This window comes from Pseudogulbenkiania sp. AW2-16 (genome assembly GCF_056824575.1).
Genome location: NZ_CP157668.1, coordinates 969,529 through 986,783 on the forward strand (window position 1 = coordinate 969,529; position 17,255 = coordinate 986,783).

Here is a 17,255-nt window from a genome sequence, read left to right on the forward strand (position 1 = left end):
GACAATGGCCTCGCTTTCCATCGACAACGTTTGCAAGACCTACAACAACGGCACCGACGTGCTCAAGGGCATCGACATCGCCATCGACGACGGCCAGTTCCTGATCCTGGTCGGCCCCTCCGGCTGCGGCAAGTCCACCCTGCTCAACATGATCGCCGGTCTGGACGACATCAGCTCGGGCGACATCCGCATCGGTGCGCGCCGCGTCAACGACCTCTCGCCCAAGGACCGCGACATCGCCATGGTGTTCCAGAGCTACGCGCTCTACCCCTCGATGAGCGTGCGCCAGAACATCTCGTTCGGGCTGGAGATCCGCAAGCAGCCCAAGGCCGAGATCGACGCCACGGTGAACCGCGTGGCCGAGATGCTGCAGATCACCCACCTGCTCGACCGCAAGCCCTCGCAGCTCTCCGGCGGCCAGCGCCAGCGCGTGGCGATGGGCCGGGCGCTGGCGCGCAACCCATCGATCTTCCTGTTCGACGAGCCGCTCTCCAACCTCGACGCCAAGCTGCGCGTCGAGATGCGCACCGAGATCAAGCTGATGCACCAGCGCCTGAAGTCGACCATCGTCTACGTCACCCATGACCAGATCGAGGCGATGACGCTGGGCGACCGCATCGCGGTAATGAAGGACGGCATCGTGCAGCAGTTCGGCAGCCCGCAGGAGATCTACGACAACCCGGCCAACCTGTTCGTCGCCGGCTTCATCGGCTCGCCGTCGATGAACTTCATCCCGGCCACCGTGGTGGAAGCGCCCGGCGGGCTCGGCGTCAAGGTGTGCGACGACCACGGCTGCGTGGTGCTGCCGCTGCCGCACGACCGCGCCAAGCTCTCGGCCTGGGTCGGCAAGGAGGTGATCTTCGGCATCCGCCCGGAACAGATCACCGACGCCCGCACCGCGCACCGCGAAGGGCTGCCGCAGATGGATTGCCATGTGAAAGTGATCGAGCCCACCGGCCCGGACACGCTGATCTTCGTCACGCTCAACGACACCAAGGTGTGCTGCCGCGCCCACCCCACCGAGGCCAAGCGCCCGGGCGACGCCATGCAACTGGTGTTCGACGTCTCCAAGGCGGTGCTGTTCGATCCGAAAACCGAGGTGCGCATCGCATGAGCGCGGCCGTCGGCACCACAACGTTGGCCGAACACGGCCCGCAGCTGTCGGCGCTGGCGGTCGGAGCGTGGCGGCTCGACGCCTGGGACTTCGACGACGCCGCGCTGGCGGCGTGGATCGAACACGCCATCGCGCAGGGCCTCACCACCTTCGACCACGCCGACCTCTACGGCGGCTTCACCTGCGAGGCACTGTTCGGGCGCTGGCTCAAGGCGCACCCGGCGCGGCGCGGCGAAATCCAGCTGGTGACGAAATGCGGCATCAAGCCGGAGGACGCGGCACGCGGCTGGACGGTGAAGCACTACGACACCGGCCGCGCCCACATCCTGGCCTCGGTCGAGCAGTCGCTGCAGCACCTCGGCACCGACTACCTCGACCTGCTGCTGCTCCACCGCCCCGACCCGCTGCTGGACCCGGACGAAGTGGCCGACGCCTTCGCCACGCTGAAGGCCGCCGGCAAGGTGCGCCACTTCGGCGTCTCCAACTTCAGCCCGAGCCAGTTCGCGCTGTTGGCCAGCCGCACCCCGCTCGTCACCAACCAGGTCGAGGCTTCGCTGCTGCACCTCGATCCGCTGTTCGACGGCACGTTCGACCAATGCCTGGAGAAACGCGTGCGGCCGATGATCTGGTCGCCGCTGGCCGGCGGGCGGCTGTTCGACCCGGCGACCAAGCCAGCGCTCCACCGGACGCTGACCAACGTGGCCGAACAGCTCGGCGTCACGCCCGCCACGCTGGCGCTGGCCTGGCTGCTGCGCCACCCGGCGCGGCCGCTGCCCATCGTCGGCTCGCGCCGGCTCTCCTCGCTCGACGACGCCGCGCGCGCCGCCGCGCTGCCGCTCGAACGCCAGCACTGGTTCGCGCTGCTCGAAGCGGCGCAGGGCCGCGCCGTACCCTGACCCCGCTGTTTTTGCTCCACCCGGGACGATCGACTCGATCGTCCCGTTTTTTTTGCCCGGTGGTCCACCCGCCGCTGCGGCAGCGGCGCCACAGCCCATACGTCCCCGCTGGACGGCGCCATGCCGGACGCTTAGTATCGATCCACCTCCTGTGTCGGGAGGACGTCGCTCGGACGGTTCCGGGCGCTTACGTTCAAGGAAAAACCATGTCTGCATCGGGCAAGCGCCGCTTTGCGCGCATCGACCGCCTCCCCCTACGTCTTCAACATCACCGCCGAACTCAAGATGGCCGCCCGCCGCCGTGGCGAGGACATCATCGACATGAGCATGGGCAACCCCGACGGCGCCACCCCACCGCACATCGTGGCCAAGCTCACCGAGGCCGCGCAGCGCCCCGACACCCACGGCTATTCGGCCTCCAAGGGCATCCCGCGCCTGCGCCGCGCCATCGCGCGCTGGTACCAGGAGCGCTACCAGGTCGAGATCGACCCGGATAGCGAGGCCATCGTCACCATCGGCTCCAAGGAAGGCCTGGCGCACCTGATGCTGGCCACGCTCGACCGCGGCGACACCGTGCTGGTGCCCGACCCCAGCTACCCGATCCACATCTACGGCGCGGTGATCGCCGGCGCCGACATCCGCTCGGTGCCGCTGATCCCCGGCGTCGACTTCTTCGCCGAGCTGGAACGCACCATCCGCGGCAGCTACCCCAAGCCCAAGATGATCGTGATCGGCTTCCCGTCCAACCCCACCGCGCAGTGCGTCGAGCTTGACTTCTTCGAGCGCGTCATCGCACTGGCGAAGAAGCACGACATCTTCGTGGTGCACGACCTGGCCTACGCCGACATCGTGTTCGACGGCTGGAAGGCGCCCTCCATCATGCAGGTGCCCGGCGCCAAGGACATCGCGGTGGAGTTCTTCACGCTGTCGAAGAGCTACAACATGGCGGGCTGGCGCATCGGCTTCATGGTCGGCAACCCGGATCTGGTGGCGGCGCTGGCACGCATCAAGAGCTACCACGACTACGGCACCTTCACCCCGCTGCAGATCGCCGCCATCGCCGCGCTGGAAGGCGACCAGCAGTGCGTCAAGGACATCGCCGCCACCTACCAGAAGCGCCGCGACGTGCTCTACAAGGGGCTGTGCGAGGCGGGCTGGGAGGTCGACCTGCCCAAGGCCTCGATGTACATCTGGGCGCGCATCCCCGAGCCCTACCGCGCGCTGGGCTCGCTGGAGTTTTCCAAGCAACTGCTCGACAAGGCCAAGGTGTCGGTGTCGCCGGGCGTCGGCTTCGGCGATTACGGCGACGACTACGTGCGCTTTGCGCTGATCGAGAACGAGGCGCGCATCCGCCAGGCGGTGCGCGGCATCAAGACCATGTTCCGCGCCGACGGCCTGATCCCGCAAAAGGGCCATTGAGCCCGGCGGCCGGCGCGGCGCCACCCTGCCGCGTCGGCTATTCCTGCCTGGGCGGCGCCAGCGCCCGTGTCGCCTCCTCCAGAAAGCGCTGCGACAGCACCGGATCGCTCACCGCGCGCGACAGCAGCAGCGCCCCCACCATCAGCGCCAGCGCCACGCAGGGCGTCGGCGCGCTCCCTTCTTCGCCCGGCGGCACGCACTCCTGCAGCAGCGCCAGTTGCGCCTCGATTCCCGCGGTGAAGGCCTGCCGCGACGGCTGGTCGCGCCGCGCCATCTCGCCCCCCAGCGCCGCCGCCACGCAGCCGTCGTCGGGTCGGTCGCGGTGCGCCAAGCTCAGGTAATGCTGCACCAGCGCCGCCAGGCGCTGCTCGGGCGGTACCGCGTCCAGCACCCCGGCGAGCCGTTGCTGCAGCTCGTCGAAGCCGTGCCGGCAGGCTTCGGCGACCAGCGCCTCCTTGTCGCGGAAGTGGCTGTAGAAGCCGCCATGGGTCAGACCGAGGTCTGCCATCAGGTTGGCGATGCCGACCGCGTCCATGCCCTCGGAGCGGAAGCGGTAGGACGCCGTACGGATGATTCGCTGCCGGACGTCGGCCTTGTGGAGGGGGAATAACGCATCGCCGTCCTTTCAAATGCCCCTTAGCATGATGGCCATCATGCTAAAAAGCTTGCGCTATATCAAACAGATATCGCAAGCGCTCACGGCATGCCTCGCACTGGACTACACGCCGCCGCCACGCCAGCACGAGGGACCGCTGCCGCCGCTGTGTTTTTTCCGCCACACCCCGGGCACCGTAGAAACCGCAGAGCCGCACTTTCTTCGCTGCCGAGTCTCGCTTTCTGTCCGCAACCCCAATATGCTCGGCGGATTATGACAACATGGTTGCCCCCGCTGCCACGGAGGAGCAACCGGGATAAGCGCATGCTCGCTTCGCCGCACACATCCAGACAGAAGGTCCGCTACGCCCTGGTACTGCTGTCCCTCGGACTGCTGTATGGCGCCTGCGGCTGGCTGATCGACCACTTCTTCACGCCCGACAATCCCTTTCCGTTCACCGTGTGGCTCCCCGCCGGCCTCGCCGTGGCCGCCGTGATCCGCTGGGGCCACCGCGTCTGGCCCGCCCTGCTGCTGGGGGCGCTGGCACTACAGACCCTGATCCTCGGCACCCCGCTGCCCGGCGCGCTGCTGGCCGCACTGGGCGCCGCCGTGGGGCCGCTGCTGGGCGGCATGCAGATCCGCCGTCACTGCTCGGGCCGCCTGCCGTTCTACCGCTTGGGCGACGTGTTCCGCTTCCTCTGGGCCGGCGTCGGCCTGTCCGCGCTGGTCTCCGCCAGCGGCAGCCTGCTGGCGCAGGCCTGGTGGCACTACCCCGGCACCAGCGCCGCCTTGCAGCAGCTGTGCGCCGGCTGGCTCGCCGACGCCGCCGGCACATTGTTCTTCGCCCCGCCGCTGTTGTTCCTGCGACGGCGCGGTGATATCGACCCGCTGCCGGCGCGCGCCTCGCCGCTGGAGCTGGCGTCGGGCAGCGCTGCCACCCTGCTGGCGGCGGCCCTGCTGTTCCTCGGCCTGAACGACCCCCACGGCCTCTACACCGCGCTGCCCTACCTGCTGATCATCCCGCTGATGTGGACCGCGGCACGGATCTCGCTGCGCTCGGCGCACTGGCTGGCGTTCGGCATCCTGCTGCTGGCGCTGGCCGGCGCGGCCAGCGGCCGTGGCGTGTTTTTCGGGGACACCCCCGGCCTCGCCTTGCTCAACGCCGGCATGATGGTGCTTAGCCAGTCGGTGACGCTGCTGATCATGGGCGCGCTGATCGCCGAGCGCGGCAGCGCCGAAGAGCGCCTGCGGCGCGCCAACCACGGCCTGGAGGAGAAAGTCGCGGAGCGCACCGCCCAGCTCGCGGAGAGCGAGGCGCGCCAGAAGCAGCTAGTCGACGCCGCGCCGTTCCCGCTGGTGCTGAGCCGACTCTCCGACGGCGTCATCACCTACGCCAACGAGCGCGCCGAGCGCATGTTCAAGGGGCGCCTGCGCAGCACGCAGGGCCTCACCGTGGACGACTTCTACGTCAGCAGCCAAACCCGTGACGAGGTCGCCGCGCTGATGCGCGACAAGGGTCAGTTGCGTGATCACGAGGTGCGCCTGCAGGACACCGGCGGCCGGGTATTCTGGGCGCTGATTTCCTGCACCCTGGTGCGCTCCGCCGGCACGCTGCACGTCATCACCGGCATCAACGACATCAGCGAGCGCAAGCGCCTGGAGCACAGCCTGAAGACCGCCAACGAGGCGCTGCGCCAGCACCTCAACGAGATCGAGTCGCTGCAGTCGGGGCTCAAGGAACAGCTGGTGCGAGACCCGCTCACCGGGGTGTTCAACCGGCGTTACCTCGACGATGCCCTGCCGCGCGTGCTGGCGCACACCCTGGCGCTGGGCAAGCCGGTGGCGCTCCTGATGCTCGACGCCGACCACTTCAAGCGCATCAACGACACCTACGGCCACAAGGCCGGCGACTGCGTGCTGAGCACGCTGGGCGCGCGCCTGCGCGACAGCCTGCGCAGCAACGACATGGTGTGCCGCTACGGCGGCGAGGAGTTCCTGATCGTGCTGCCCGGCATGAGCCTGGAGCACGCCATCGCCAAGGCCGAGCAGTTGCGCAAGGTGGTGCAGCAATGGCCGATCGAGGCGCTCGACCACACCCTCAACGTCACCGTCTCGATCGGCGTGGCCTGCAGCCCGCTGCACGCCGAGGACGCCGAAAGCCTGGTGCACGCCGCCGACACCGCGCTCTACGTCGCCAAGAGCAGCGGCCGCGACCGCCTCTGCGTGGCCGAGCCGCCGGCAGGGGTGACCCCCACCCCGCCAGCCTGTCGAGCTGAGCCGGCACCCTGCCGCCGTGCTACCATCGCGGCCATGGAACTTTACCGACTGATGCAACAACAAGGCTTCGGCAGCCGCAAGGAGTGCCGCAAGCTGGTAGAGCACGGCCTGGTCGAACTCGATGGCGCGGTGGTGGACGATTACCGCCTCGAGATCGATCCCGCGGCCATCGACGAACTGGTGATCGACGGCGAGCCGTGGGAAATCCTGATGCTGCCGCTCTACATCCTGCTCCACAAGCCGGCCGGCTACGAAACCTCGCACAAGCCGATGCACAACCCGAGCGTGTTCACGCTGCTGCCGTGGCAGTTCTCGCAGCTCGGCATCGCCGCCGTGGGCCGGCTCGACGTCGATACCACCGGACTCTTGCTGCTGACCACCGACGGCCAGTTCGTGCACGCCCTGACCTCGCCCAAGAAGCACGTGCCGAAATGCTACGAGGTCACGCTCAAGCACCCGGTGAGCGAGGCGCTGGTCAAGCACCTCAAGGCCGGCGTGTTTCTGAAAGACGACAACGAGAAGGTGGTGGCGGACCAGGTCGAGGTGGTGGACGAGATCACCATCCGGATGACCATCACCCAGGGCAAGTACCACCAGGTCAAACGCATGATCGCCGCCGCCGGCAACCGCGTGCAGGAACTGCACCGCGTCGCACTGGGCACGCTGCAATTGGGCGAACTGGACGAAGGCGAGTGGCGCCACCTCGATGCCGCCGAGCTGACCGAGCTGGGTTTCACCCGCTGAGAACCTGTTTCCGATCTTGCTGCGCATCCCTGATCGGGGCTCATGGGCACCGGGTGCCAATCTTCGATTGGCTCAGCGAGCAGGAATCCTCATGTACTCCGGTACATTCCGGTTCCTGCGCGGCTCTTCACCCCGCGGAGGGCGGCTCGCGACAGATTGTGAACTGGCTCTGAGGCAGCACATGCCAGAGATGAAAAAAGGTCGCCGAGGCGACCTTTTTTGCTTCTGGACAGCGCTTAACAGCCCTGCTGCAACGCCAACTCCAGACTTTGCTGGTAATGCCGCTCGGCCAGCTCGGGCTTGTCGATGGCGGTGAACAGGCGCGACAGCTCGGCGTGCGCACACAGCGTCGGCTCGATCGAGGCGCTGGCCTCCAGATAGCTCTGCGCCTTGCCCCACAACTGCTGCGCCAGGGCGAGACGGCCCAGCGCCAGCAGCAACAGGTGGTCGCGCGGTCGCAGCTTGAGCCAGCTCTCGGCGTCCTTCAAGAGCTCCAGGCGCTTCTCGGCGGTGAGGTGCTCGGCCAGCTGGCCCAGCTCGCGCGCGAGTTCCGGAGTAGCCTGATCGTCGTTGCCCAGGGCGCCGGCGATCAGTGTGGCGGCGTAATCCGCCTCGCCCAGCACGATCAGGCGCTCCACGATACGGCTGACCAGCGTCGGATTGTTGCGCTCCACTTCCGGCACGCGGCGCAGCCAGTCGCGAATCTCCTGCCCCTGCGAGAAACCGTCCAGCTGCTGGGTGTAGGCCGCCAGGCGGTAGCGCCGTGCACGATCGGGTTCCAGCGCCTCGGCCTTGAGCAGCCTCTCGGTCAGCGCCAGCACCGCTTCCGGCTGCTTCTGCAGCAGGCGCACCTTGAGCTCCAGCTTGAGGGCATTGGTCAGGTTGGGCGAGATGGCGCGCGCGCGCTCGATGGCGGACAGCGCCCCAAGGGTATCCTTGGCCTCCAGTTTCAGTTCGGCGTCGAGCATGTGGCGCGCCAGCTGCAACCGCTCCGGCAGGGCGTCGAGCTGCGACAGGTAGCCGTCGCGCTTGTCCAGGTCCTGCATCGCGGCCGCCGAGCGTGCCGCCATCAACAGGGCCAGCGCCTTGTTTTCCGGTGCCGACTCGTCGGCCAGCGCCCGCACCGCTTCACGTTCGGCGCGCTGGAAACGCCCCTCGAAGAAGGCGATGCCGGCCTCGCGCAGGGCATGGCGCGCCGCCTTCAGCTTCTTCTGGCGCTGGAAGCGCCGTACTTCCTCGGGCAGGCCGGTGGCCAGGCCGATCAGGCGCAACACCAGGTGCGCCACCACGATCAGCAGGATCACCGCCACGATCAGCAGGTTGAACGACACCTCGAGCCGGTACGGCGGCAGGAACAGGATGGCGTAGCCGGTATTCAGCGTGGAGGCGAGCCCCACCAGCACGGCGAGCGCGAACAGGCCGGTAATCCACAGCACGAATTTCACGGCGTACCCCTGCGCTGCCCTGCGCCTCGCGCACCACCTTGAGGCTGGCGGAGAGGTCCGGCAGCGCCACGTCCAGCGGCGCGCCCTTGAGTTCGGCGAGCAGCGACAGCCACGACTTGGTGACCGCGGCGTCGCCGTCGTAATAGCGCTCGACGTAGCTCTTGGCGGCTTCGACATCGGAATTGAAGGTCTGGCCGTCACGCTGGGTCAGCGCCAGGCGGGCGTCCAGCAGGCGCAGCTTGAGATTCTCGCGCAGGAAGAACGACTGTTCCGGCGACAGCAGCAGCGCCTCCGGCTTGTCCATGCGGCGGATGCGCACCAGCTCGCCCAGGCTGCCGGTGATGTCGGCCAGCAGGCGCTCCCAGAACGGCGCGTCGGCGGCCGGCCGGGCCGGCTGGATCAGGCCGTCCTTGGCGCTGCCCAGGCGATGGTGCCCCACCACCAGGGGCAGGGTGTCGGCGCCCAGCAGCAGGCGATCGATTTTCACCGTCAGGCCGACGGTGTCGAGATAAGGCAACGCCTTGAGTTTTTCCAGGTCGGTGGCCACGGCCTTCTTCACCGTGATCAGCTGCGGCTGGTCGAAGCGCGCCAGGCGGGCGTCGACCATTTCCAGCGCCTGCAGCGCTGCCGGCACGTTGCCGGCCAGCTGCAGCTGCTGGCTGGCGATGGCGAGCGTGTGCTCGACCTCGGACAAGAGCCAGTCGGAGCGGTTCTTGGTCAGTTCCTGGTACATGCCGTTGAGCGTGGCGTACTGGCCGGCGGACTCGTTGACGCGCGCCTCGAGCAGGGCCAGCTTGCCGTCGCTGGCGCGCACGGTGGCCAGGGCCTGATCGACCAGCACACGGGTTTCCTTGGCGCTGCCGCCGGACTCGGCCAGACGGCGTGCCAGTTCCTGGCGCGTGGCGGCCAGCTCCTGCTGGGTGGAGTAAAGCTGCCAGCCGGACAGGCCCAGCGCCGCCAGCGCCACCAGCAGCGCCAGCGGGAAGGACTTCTTCACGGCCGGTTTGCCGATCTCGGCAGTCTGGATTTCGTTCATGGGTGACGGGTGAACCATTCGCTGAGGCCGGCGACCAGTGCGGCGTCGTCGGCCTGGGTTGTCACGATGCGTGTCACGCCGTGCGCCGCCAGCGTGGCGGCAATGCGCGGATGCGGAACGCAGTACAGCAGGCATTGTAACGTCAGGCTACGGGAGCGGCCAGCCAGACGGAATAATCGTTCGGCGGTATCGCTGGAGGTCAGCACCAGGGCGTCCACCGGCTGCTCCAGCAAGGACCAGTCGGGCTCCCCGTCGACGCGGCGGTAAACCTCGGCCAGGGTGAGACGGGCACCCCGCGCGGCGAGGGTCTCCCCCAGTTCCGCCCGGCCGCCGACGCCACGCACAATGAGCACGCGTTGCCCGGCCAGGCGCTGCAGTTCCGGCAGCGCCAACAGCGCGGCGCTGTCGCTGCCGTCGCGCGGATGCAGCACGGCGCGGCCGGACAGGGCCGCCAGCTTGGCGGCACTGGCGGCGCCGACGCAGGCGAGCCGGGCCTTGAGCTTGCGCCGCGCCAGCACCGGCCAGGCGGCGTCGATGGCGCTGGGGCTGACGAAGATCAGCCAGTCGGCCGCCTCGGCCAGGGTGGGCAGCGCCGCCAGCGCGCGCTCGTCGGGCACGATGTCGAGCACCGGCAGCGGCAACGGCTCGGCGCCGGCGTCAGAGAGCAGCGCCATCAGGCGCGCGCTCTGCGCCGGCGGCCGGGTGACGAGGATGCGCCGCCCGGCCGGGCTCACCGGCCCTGGCCTTCGTCGATGACGGCCTGGATCAGCGGCGCGGCGCCGGCGTCGAGCAGCTTCTGCGCCACGGCGCGGCCGAGCGCGTCGGCGTACTCGCGCGGCGCGGAGGCCGAGGCGGTGAGCATCACCGAGCCGTCCGGATGCGCCACGAAGCCGCCCAGCGTGATGACGTCGTCGGTCAGCGTGGCGAAACCGCCCAGCGGGATCTGGCAGCTGCCGCCCAGCACGCGCGACAGCGCACGCTCGGCGCTGACGCAGGCGTGGGTGTCGGCGTGGTCGAGCGGCGCCAGCAGTTGCATCAGGTCGGTGCGGTCGGCGCGGATCTCGATGCCCAGCGCGCCCTGGCCGACCGCCGGCAGGCTTTCCGACGGCGCCAGCTCGCAGCGGATGCGCTCGCTCAGTTCCAGCCGCTTGAGGCCGGCCGCGGCGAGGATGATGGCGTCGAACTCGCCGTCGTCCAGCTTGCGCAGTCGGGTCTGCACGTTGCCGCGCAGCGGCTTGATGGTGAGGCGCGGGAAGCGCGCGCGCAGCTGCGACTCGCGGCGCAGGCTGGAGGTGCCAACCACGGCGCCGTCCGGCAGCTCGGAGAGGCTGGCGTAGCGGTTGGACACGAAGGCGTCGCGCGGGTCCTCGCGCTCGCAGATGGCGGCCAGCGCGAAGCCTTCCGGCAGGTTCATCGGCACGTCCTTGATGGAGTGCACCGCGAGGTCGGCGCGGCCTTCCTGCAGGGCCAGCTCCAGCTCCTTGACGAACAGGCCCTTGCCGCCGATTTTCGACAGCGTCTTGTCGAGAATCTGGTCGCCCTGCGTGGTCATGCCGAGGATCTCGACGGCGAGCTGCGGATAGAGTTGCTCGAGCCGGGCCTTGATGTGCTCGGCCTGCCACATGGCGAGCTTGCTCTCGCGGCTGGCGATGACGATTTTGTCCATGGACGCGGTCCTGTAGAGGGAAACGATTGCCAATGATTCTAGCACGGCCGCCCGGCCGCCAACCCTAGCCCAAAAGGGTGAGCCGGCCACGCGGGCGACGCGGGAGTAGCAGGAGGGCGGGGGACATGGCACTATTCTTGACATAATTAGAGTGACGCCACACGACCGTCGGGGCGACGGCGCCCGGACAGCAAGCCGCAAGCGACAAAAATAACTTCACACTTCACACTACAGACGGAGTAAACGAATGACGGACCAGGACAAGGACCTCCCCCTACGAGCGAGCATCGCGCGGCTGGAGCGCTTGCTCGGCGAGGTCTTGCTCGAACAGGAAGGCGAGCAGGTATACGAAGAGGTGCGCGCCATTCCGGCCGACGCGCTGACTGGCGGCGAGCGTAGCCGCTCGGTGCTGGAGCGCCTGTCGCCCGGCGCCACCACCGCGCTGGTACGCGCTTGCGGCCTGTATTCCCAGCTCTTCAACATCGCCGAGGACCTGCACCACACGCGCCGCCGCCGCGCCCACCAGATCGCCGGCTCGGCGCCGCAACAAGGCAGCCTGGCCGGCGCCCTGGCGCGCCTCAAGCAGGACGGCGTCGGCTTCGGCCAACTGGCGGCCACCCTGGCCGACGCCTCGGTGGTGGCGGTGCTGACCGCGCACCCCACCGAAGTGCAGCGCCAGAGCGTGCTCGACGGCCACCGCGCGGTGCGCAAGTTCCTCTCCCAGCTCAACTCGCCGGAGCTGACCCCGGAAGAAGAAAGCGAGCTGGAAGCCAAGCTCAAGCGCGTCATGCTGACGCTGTGGCAGACCTCGGAGATCCGTCCGTTCAAGCTGTCGATCCGCGACGAAATCGAAAACGGCGTGGCCTACCATCCGCTGACCTTCTTCAGCGCCATGCCCAAGCTGTACGAGCGCCTCGGCCGTCTCATCGCCGATCACTGGGAGCAACAGGTCGAACTGCCCTCCTTCCTGCGCGTCGGCAGCTGGATCGGCGGCGACCGCGACGGCAACCCCAACGTCGACGCCGGCGTGATGCGCCACGCCATCACGCGCCAGGCCGAGGAAGCGTTCCGCCACTACTTCTACGAGCTGGCCGGGCTGTATCGCGAGCTGTCGCTGTCCGAGCGCCACGTCAGCGTCAGCGCCGCGGTGCAAGCACTGTCGGCGGCCTCGCCGGACCTGGCCGAGAGCCGCCGCGAGGAACCGTACCGCCGCGCGCTCGCCACCATCGAAGGCCGGCTCTCGGCCAGCGCCGCACGCCTCGGCGTCGAGGCGCGCGGGCGCTGGACGCTGGGCGAGCCCTACGCCGACTGCGCCGCGCTGGTGGCCGACCTGCAGGCGCTGGTCGACTCGCTCAGGGAACACGGCAGCGGCCTGCTGGCCGAAGGCCGCCTGGGCCGCCTGCTGCGCAGCCTCGACGTGTTCGGCTTCTTCCTGATGCCGCTCGACATGCGCCAGCACGCCGCCATCCACGAGGCGGTGGTGGGTGAACTGTTCGCGCGCGCCGGGCTGGAAGAATACGTGGCGCTCGACGAGGCGGCACGGGTGCGCGTGCTGCTGCGCGAGCTGGCCACGCCGCGCCTGCTCTACTCGCCCTACCTGACCTACAGCGCCGAGGCCGAGAAGGAACTGGCGATCTTCCGCGAGGCGGCGCGTATCCAGCGCGAATTCGGCGTGGATGCCATTGCCCAGAGCATCATCTCCAACTGCGCCACGGTGAGCGACATCCTGGCGCTGGCGCTGCTGTTGAAGGAAGCCGGGCTGATCCGCCTCGACAACGGCATCCCGCAGGCCAGCATCAACCTGGTGCCGCTGTTCGAGACCATCGCCGACCTGCAGAACGCCACCTTGGTGATGGACGCGCTGTTCGCGCTGCCGTGGTACCAGCAGCTCTTGAAGAGCCGCGGCATGATCCAGGAGGTGATGCTGGGCTACTCCGACAGCAACAAGGACGGCGGCTACCTCACCAGCCAGTGGGAGCTCTACCTGGCCGAGCAGCGCCTGGTGCAGAGCTTTGCCGCCGCCGGCGTCAAGCTCAAGCTGTTCCATGGCCGCGGCGGTTCGGTCGGGCGCGGCGGCGGCCCGTCCTACGAGGCCATCATGGCGCAGCCGGCCGGCAGCGTGGCCGGACGCATCCGCATCACCGAACAGGGCGAGGTGATCGCCTCCAAGTACTCCGACCCGGACATCGGCGCGCGCAACCTCGAGGCGCTGGTGGCCGCCACGCTGGAGGCCAGCCTGTCGCCGCACGCCTGCCACGCGGTGGACGAGGAGGTGTTCAACGAACTCTCCGGCCACGCCTTCACCGCCTACCGCGAACTGGTCGAGACCCCGGGCTTCATGCAGTACTTCCTCGAGGCCACGCCGATCAGCGCCATCGCCAAGCTCAACATCGGCAGCCGCCCGGCCTCGCGCAAGAGCCTGAACTCGATCCGCGACCTGCGCGCGATCCCGTGGGTGTTCTCCTGGGCGCAGTCGCGCGTGATGCTGCCGGGCTGGTACGGCTTCGGCTCGGCGGTGTCGGCCTACCTCGGCCGCCACGGCGACGAAGGGCTGGCGCGCCTGCAGCAGGCCTACGCCTCCTCGCCGTTCTTCCAGGTGGTGTTGTCCAACATGGAGCAGGTGATGGCCAAGGGCGATCTCAACATCGCCAAGGGCTTCGCCGACCTGGTGTCGGACCGCCGCCTGGCCGACAACCTGTTCGGCCGCATCAGCGAGGAGTGGCACAAGACCCAGCAGGCGTTCTTCGCCATCAGCGGCCAGCAGAAGCTGCTGGAGAAGAACCCGACGCTGGGGCGCAGCCTGGATATCCGCCTGCCTTACCTCGACGCGCTCAACCTGCTGCAGACCGAGCTGTTGCGCCGCCTGCGCGAGCAGCCCGAGGACGCCGAGGCGCTGTATGCCATCCACCTCACCATCAACGGCATCTCGGCCGGGCTGAGGAACAGCGGCTGAGCTCTTCGGCCAACCTGCACACACGACGGCAGCCCGCGGGCTGCCGTTTTTTCTTGCCGGCACGTCGTGATCGACGACCGGGGCACGGACTCCTCGACGCAATACGCCAAGGCCACACGCCGCGCCGCCGCCGACGCCTCCGCCCGAATGGCCACGGTGCGCCAGCCCGCCGGCACGACTCCCCGTAGCAACGGGCTTTTGGCTTATAATCACCGCTTCCCTTTGCGAAACCCTGGGTATCCACCGCCATGCAAGACAGCCACGCCTGGTCCGGCCGCTTCTCCGAGCCGGTCTCCGAACTCGTCAAGAAATACACCGCCTCGGTCGACTTCGACAAACGTCTGGCCGAGTTCGACATCGAGGGCTCGCTGGCCCACGCCACCATGCTGAACAAGGCCGGGGTACTGTCCGACGACGACGTGGCGGCGATCCGCCAGGGCATGGCCGAGATCCTGGACGACATCCGTGCCGGGCGCCTGGAATGGAGCGTGGACCTGGAAGACGTGCACATGAACGTGGAGCGCCGCCTGACCGACAAGATCGGCGACGCCGGCAAGCGCCTGCACACCGGCCGCTCGCGCAACGACCAGGTCGCCACCGACATCCGCCTGTGGCTGCGCGCCCAGATCGACGCCATCGTGGTGCTGATCGCCGAACTGCAACAGAGCCTCTTGGACCTGGCCGAAGCCAACGCCGACACCGTGATGCCGGGCTTCACCCACCTGCAGGTGGCGCAGCCGGTGACCTTCGGCCACCACATGCTGGCCTACGTCGAGATGCTCTCCCGCGACGCCGAGCGCATGACCGACTGCCGCAAACGCGTCAACCGCCTGCCGCTGGGCGCCGCCGCGCTGGCCGGCACCACCTTCCCGATCGACCGCCACTACACCGCGCAGCTGTTGGGCTTCGACGACGTCTGCCACAACTCGCTCGACGCCGTGTCCGACCGCGACTTCGCCATCGAATTCACCGCCGCCGCCTCGCTGGTGATGGTGCATCTGTCCCGCCTGTCGGAAGAGCTGATCCTGTGGATGAGCCCGCGCGTCGGCTTCATCGACATCGCCGACCGCTTCTGCACCGGTTCGTCGATCATGCCGCAGAAGAAGAACCCGGACGTGCCGGAACTGGTGCGCGGCAAATCCGGCCGCGTGGTGGGCCACCTGATCGCGCTGGTGACGCTGATGAAGGCGCAGCCCCTGGCCTACAACAAGGACAACCAGGAAGACAAGGAGCCGCTGTTCGACACCGCCGACACGCTGATCGACACGCTGCGCATCTACGCCGACATGATGCGCGGCATCACGGTGAAGAAAGAGGCGATGCGCGCCGCCGTGCTGCAGGGCTTCGCCACCGCCACCGACCTGGCCGATTACCTGGTGAAGAAGGGCCTGCCGTTCCGCGACAGCCACGAAGTGGTGGCGCTGGCGGTACGCTTTGCCGAAGGCCAAGGCGTCGATCTGGCCGACTTGAGCCTGGACAAGCTGCGCGAGTTCTCGCCGCTGATCGAGGCGGACGTGTTCACGGTACTGACGCCGGAAGGCTCGCTGGCGCAGCGCGACCACGTCGGCGGCACCGCGCCGAACCAGGTGCGGGCGCAGATCGCCCGCCACCGCGCGCGCCTGGCCGGCTGAAGCGCTGCGATACGAGCAGGACAAGGACACAGGCCGGGAGTCGTCTCCCGGCCTTTTTCTTGCGCGCCGGTCGCGAAACCGCAACGGTCCGGGATTATTTTATCCGGGTCAATTTCTTCCGCCGCATAACTCGGTAAGATGAATGCCTATTCGACGCGTCACCACCGCGCCTTGCACCCGGGAGACACCGTGTTATTCAGCAAAACCCGCACCGCCCTGCAGCAATCCGAAACCACCAACGCCAGCCTGCAGCAGGAGAACGCCCTGCTGAAGCAGCGGCTGGCCCAGATGGAAAGCGCCCACGCCGAGCAGGCCGAGGAACTGGCCCGGCTGCAGCGCGAGCGCACCATGCTGCAAGGGGTGTTCACCAACGTCGGCCGCTTCGGCGACACCCTCGACGGCGTGCGCCAGTCCTTCCTCGAGCTGGCCGACTCGCTGAGCCAGGAAAAGCGCTCGGCGCGCGACGTGGCGGCGCAATCGGACGCCAACCGCCAGGGGTTCGAGCGCATCGCCACCAACCTGAAAAGCATGTTCGAGCGCATCCAGCAGGCTTCGGCCAACGTCGAGGCGCTCTACCAGCAGGCCGAGGAGATCGGCGGCATCGTGCGCCTGATCAAGGACATCGCGGACCAGACCAACCTCTTGGCACTGAACGCCGCGATCGAAGCCGCCCGCGCCGGTGAATCGGGCCGCGGCTTCGCCGTGGTGGCGGACGAGGTGCGCAAGCTGGCGGAACGCACCGCCAAGGCCACCACCGAGATCGCCGGGCTGGTCGGCACCATCCAGGGCGAAACGCAGAGCGCCAAGCAGACCATGCAGCTGGGCGCCGACGACGCCAGCCGCTTCTCGGCGGAGAGCCAGGAGGCGGTGGGCAGCATGCAGCGCCTGTTCGCGCTGTCGCAGCAGATGGAAAAGGCGATCGCCGCGGCGGCACAGCTGTCCGGCGTCGAACTCGCCAACCTCGACGAACTGACCGTGAAGCTCGAGGTGTACAAGGTGTTCATGGGCATCGCCAAGACGCGCCCGGAAGCGCTGCCGGACGAAACGCAGTGCCGCCTCGGCCAGTGGTACTACGGCGGCGAGGGCAAGGAAAGCTTCTCGCGCCTGCCGGGCTACGCCGCGCTGGAAGCGCCGCACCGCAACGTGCACGAGCACGCCCGCCGCGCCGTGGAGCTGTTCTACGCCGGGCGCTTCGAGCAGGCGCTGACCGAACTGGCGGCGATGGAACAGGCCAACGCCGCGGTGATGAGCGGCCTTACCCGCATGCTGTCCGAGCAGGCGCCGGCCGGCCGCTGACCCTGCCCCGCGGGCCGACGTTCTGCCGGCCCGCTTGCCCGCCAGCGTCGATGCCAGTCGGCGCGCACCCAAGCCGGCCGGGCGTCGCCTGAAGCGTAGGATGGGAAGAGCAAGGCGAACCCCATCGAACGATGGTCGATGGGGTTCGGCACTGACGTGGCGAGGAAAGCAGCGCATCGTGTG

The 17,255-nt window shown here is 68.5% G+C and carries 12 protein-coding genes and 2 pseudogenes; 9 read left to right on the plus strand and 5 right to left on the minus strand.

What is annotated here, in order from left to right; all coding sequences use genetic code 11:
• Positions 1–4: 4 nt before the first annotated feature.
• The 3 genes from ABKF58_RS04720 to alaC all read left to right on the plus strand — a co-directional run bounded on the left by ABKF58_RS04720 (position 5) and on the right by alaC (position 3,429).
• A complete protein-coding gene (locus ABKF58_RS04720) occupies positions 5–1,114 on the plus strand; it encodes an ABC transporter ATP-binding protein (RefSeq protein WP_482583562.1) in 1,110 nt (369 codons plus the stop codon).
• Positions 1,111–2,010: an aldo/keto reductase gene (locus ABKF58_RS04725; RefSeq protein WP_482583564.1), complete on the plus strand. Its 900-nt coding sequence runs from the start codon at positions 1,111–1,113 to the stop codon at positions 2,008–2,010. The genes ABKF58_RS04720 and ABKF58_RS04725 overlap by 4 nt, the downstream gene beginning before the upstream one ends.
• Before the next feature lie 231 nt (positions 2,011–2,241).
• Positions 2,242–3,429: an alanine transaminase gene (gene alaC / locus ABKF58_RS04730; RefSeq protein ID WP_482583565.1), complete on the plus strand. Its 1,188-nt coding sequence runs from the start codon at positions 2,242–2,244 to the stop codon at positions 3,427–3,429.
• Positions 3,430–3,466: 37 nt separating this feature from the next.
• Here the strand turns inward: alaC and ABKF58_RS04735 are convergent, their stop codons facing one another.
• On the minus strand, positions 3,467–3,964 hold the full coding sequence (locus tag ABKF58_RS04735) for a TetR/AcrR family transcriptional regulator (RefSeq protein WP_482583566.1): 498 nt from the start codon (positions 3,962–3,964) through the stop codon (positions 3,467–3,469).
• Between the two features lie 106 nt (positions 3,965–4,070).
• Here ABKF58_RS04735 and ABKF58_RS04740 point away from each other — a divergent pair, with 106 nt between their 5' ends.
• The 3 genes and pseudogenes from ABKF58_RS04740 (at position 4,071) to ABKF58_RS04750 (ending at position 7,045) form a co-directional block, all read left to right on the plus strand.
• Positions 4,071–4,301 carry a hypothetical protein gene (locus tag ABKF58_RS04740; RefSeq protein ID WP_482583567.1) on the plus strand — a complete coding sequence of 77 codons (231 nt, stop codon included), beginning with the start codon at positions 4,071–4,073 and terminating at the stop codon, positions 4,299–4,301.
• A 47-nt stretch (positions 4,302–4,348) separates the two neighbouring features.
• Positions 4,349–6,193: pseudogene (locus ABKF58_RS04745) on the plus strand (sensor domain-containing diguanylate cyclase); the annotation flags it as partial.
• Between the two features lie 141 nt (positions 6,194–6,334).
• Positions 6,335–7,045 (plus strand): pseudouridine synthase, encoded by a 711-nt coding sequence (locus ABKF58_RS04750; RefSeq protein WP_041702774.1) that lies wholly within the window; start codon positions 6,335–6,337, stop codon positions 7,043–7,045.
• Positions 7,046–7,281: 236 nt separating this feature from the next.
• On the opposite strand, the gene ABKF58_RS04755 is transcribed toward ABKF58_RS04750, so the two are convergent.
• From ABKF58_RS04755 to hemC, 4 genes and pseudogenes are all read right to left on the minus strand, one after another.
• Positions 7,282–8,490 carry a heme biosynthesis HemY N-terminal domain-containing protein gene (locus ABKF58_RS04755; protein ID WP_482583569.1) on the minus strand — a complete coding sequence of 403 codons (1,209 nt, stop codon included), beginning with the start codon at positions 8,488–8,490 and terminating at the stop codon, positions 7,282–7,284.
• 85 nt (positions 8,491–8,575) lie between these two features.
• A pseudogene (locus tag ABKF58_RS04760) lies at positions 8,576–9,544 on the minus strand (uroporphyrinogen-III C-methyltransferase); the annotation flags it as partial.
• A complete protein-coding gene (locus ABKF58_RS04765) occupies positions 9,523–10,260 on the minus strand; it encodes a uroporphyrinogen-III synthase (protein ID WP_482583570.1) in 738 nt (245 codons plus the stop codon). The gene ABKF58_RS04765 and the pseudogene ABKF58_RS04760, both read right to left, overlap by 22 nt.
• Positions 10,257–11,192: a hydroxymethylbilane synthase gene (hemC, locus tag ABKF58_RS04770; protein WP_482583571.1), complete on the minus strand. Its 936-nt coding sequence runs from the start codon at positions 11,190–11,192 to the stop codon at positions 10,257–10,259. Before hemC ends, ABKF58_RS04765 begins: the two co-directional genes overlap by 4 nt.
• 247 nt (positions 11,193–11,439) lie before the next feature.
• Between hemC and ppc the strand changes: the two genes are divergently transcribed.
• The 3 genes from ppc (at position 11,440) to ABKF58_RS04785 (ending at position 17,072) form a co-directional block, all read left to right on the plus strand.
• On the plus strand, positions 11,440–14,145 hold the full coding sequence (gene ppc / locus ABKF58_RS04775; RefSeq protein ID WP_014085557.1) for a phosphoenolpyruvate carboxylase: 2,706 nt from the start codon (positions 11,440–11,442) through the stop codon (positions 14,143–14,145).
• Between the two features lie 248 nt (positions 14,146–14,393).
• Positions 14,394–15,776 carry an argininosuccinate lyase gene (gene argH / locus ABKF58_RS04780; protein WP_008954619.1) on the plus strand — a complete coding sequence of 461 codons (1,383 nt, stop codon included), beginning with the start codon at positions 14,394–14,396 and terminating at the stop codon, positions 15,774–15,776.
• Between the two features lie 189 nt (positions 15,777–15,965).
• Positions 15,966–17,072: a methyl-accepting chemotaxis protein gene (locus ABKF58_RS04785; protein ID WP_294867965.1), complete on the plus strand. Its 1,107-nt coding sequence runs from the start codon at positions 15,966–15,968 to the stop codon at positions 17,070–17,072.
• Positions 17,073–17,255 lie beyond the last annotated feature (183 nt).

Coding starts and splice junctions, on each gene's coding strand:
- ABKF58_RS04720 (WP_482583562.1), top strand. CDS start 5: ATGGCCTCGCTTTCCATCGACAACGTTTGCAAGACCTACAACAACGGC.
- ABKF58_RS04725 (WP_482583564.1), top strand. CDS start 1,111: ATGAGCGCGGCCGTCGGCACCACAACGTTGGCCGAACACGGCCCGCAG.
- ABKF58_RS04735 (WP_482583566.1), bottom strand. CDS start 3,964: ATGGACGCGGTCGGCATCGCCAACCTGATGGCAGACCTCGGTCTGACC.
- ABKF58_RS04740 (WP_482583567.1), top strand. CDS start 4,071: ATGATGGCCATCATGCTAAAAAGCTTGCGCTATATCAAACAGATATCG.
- ABKF58_RS04750 (WP_041702774.1), top strand. CDS start 6,335: ATGGAACTTTACCGACTGATGCAACAACAAGGCTTCGGCAGCCGCAAG.
- hemC (WP_482583571.1), bottom strand. CDS start 11,192: ATGGACAAAATCGTCATCGCCAGCCGCGAGAGCAAGCTCGCCATGTGG.
- ppc (WP_014085557.1), top strand. CDS start 11,440: ATGACGGACCAGGACAAGGACCTCCCCCTACGAGCGAGCATCGCGCGG.
- argH (WP_008954619.1), top strand. CDS start 14,394: ATGCAAGACAGCCACGCCTGGTCCGGCCGCTTCTCCGAGCCGGTCTCC.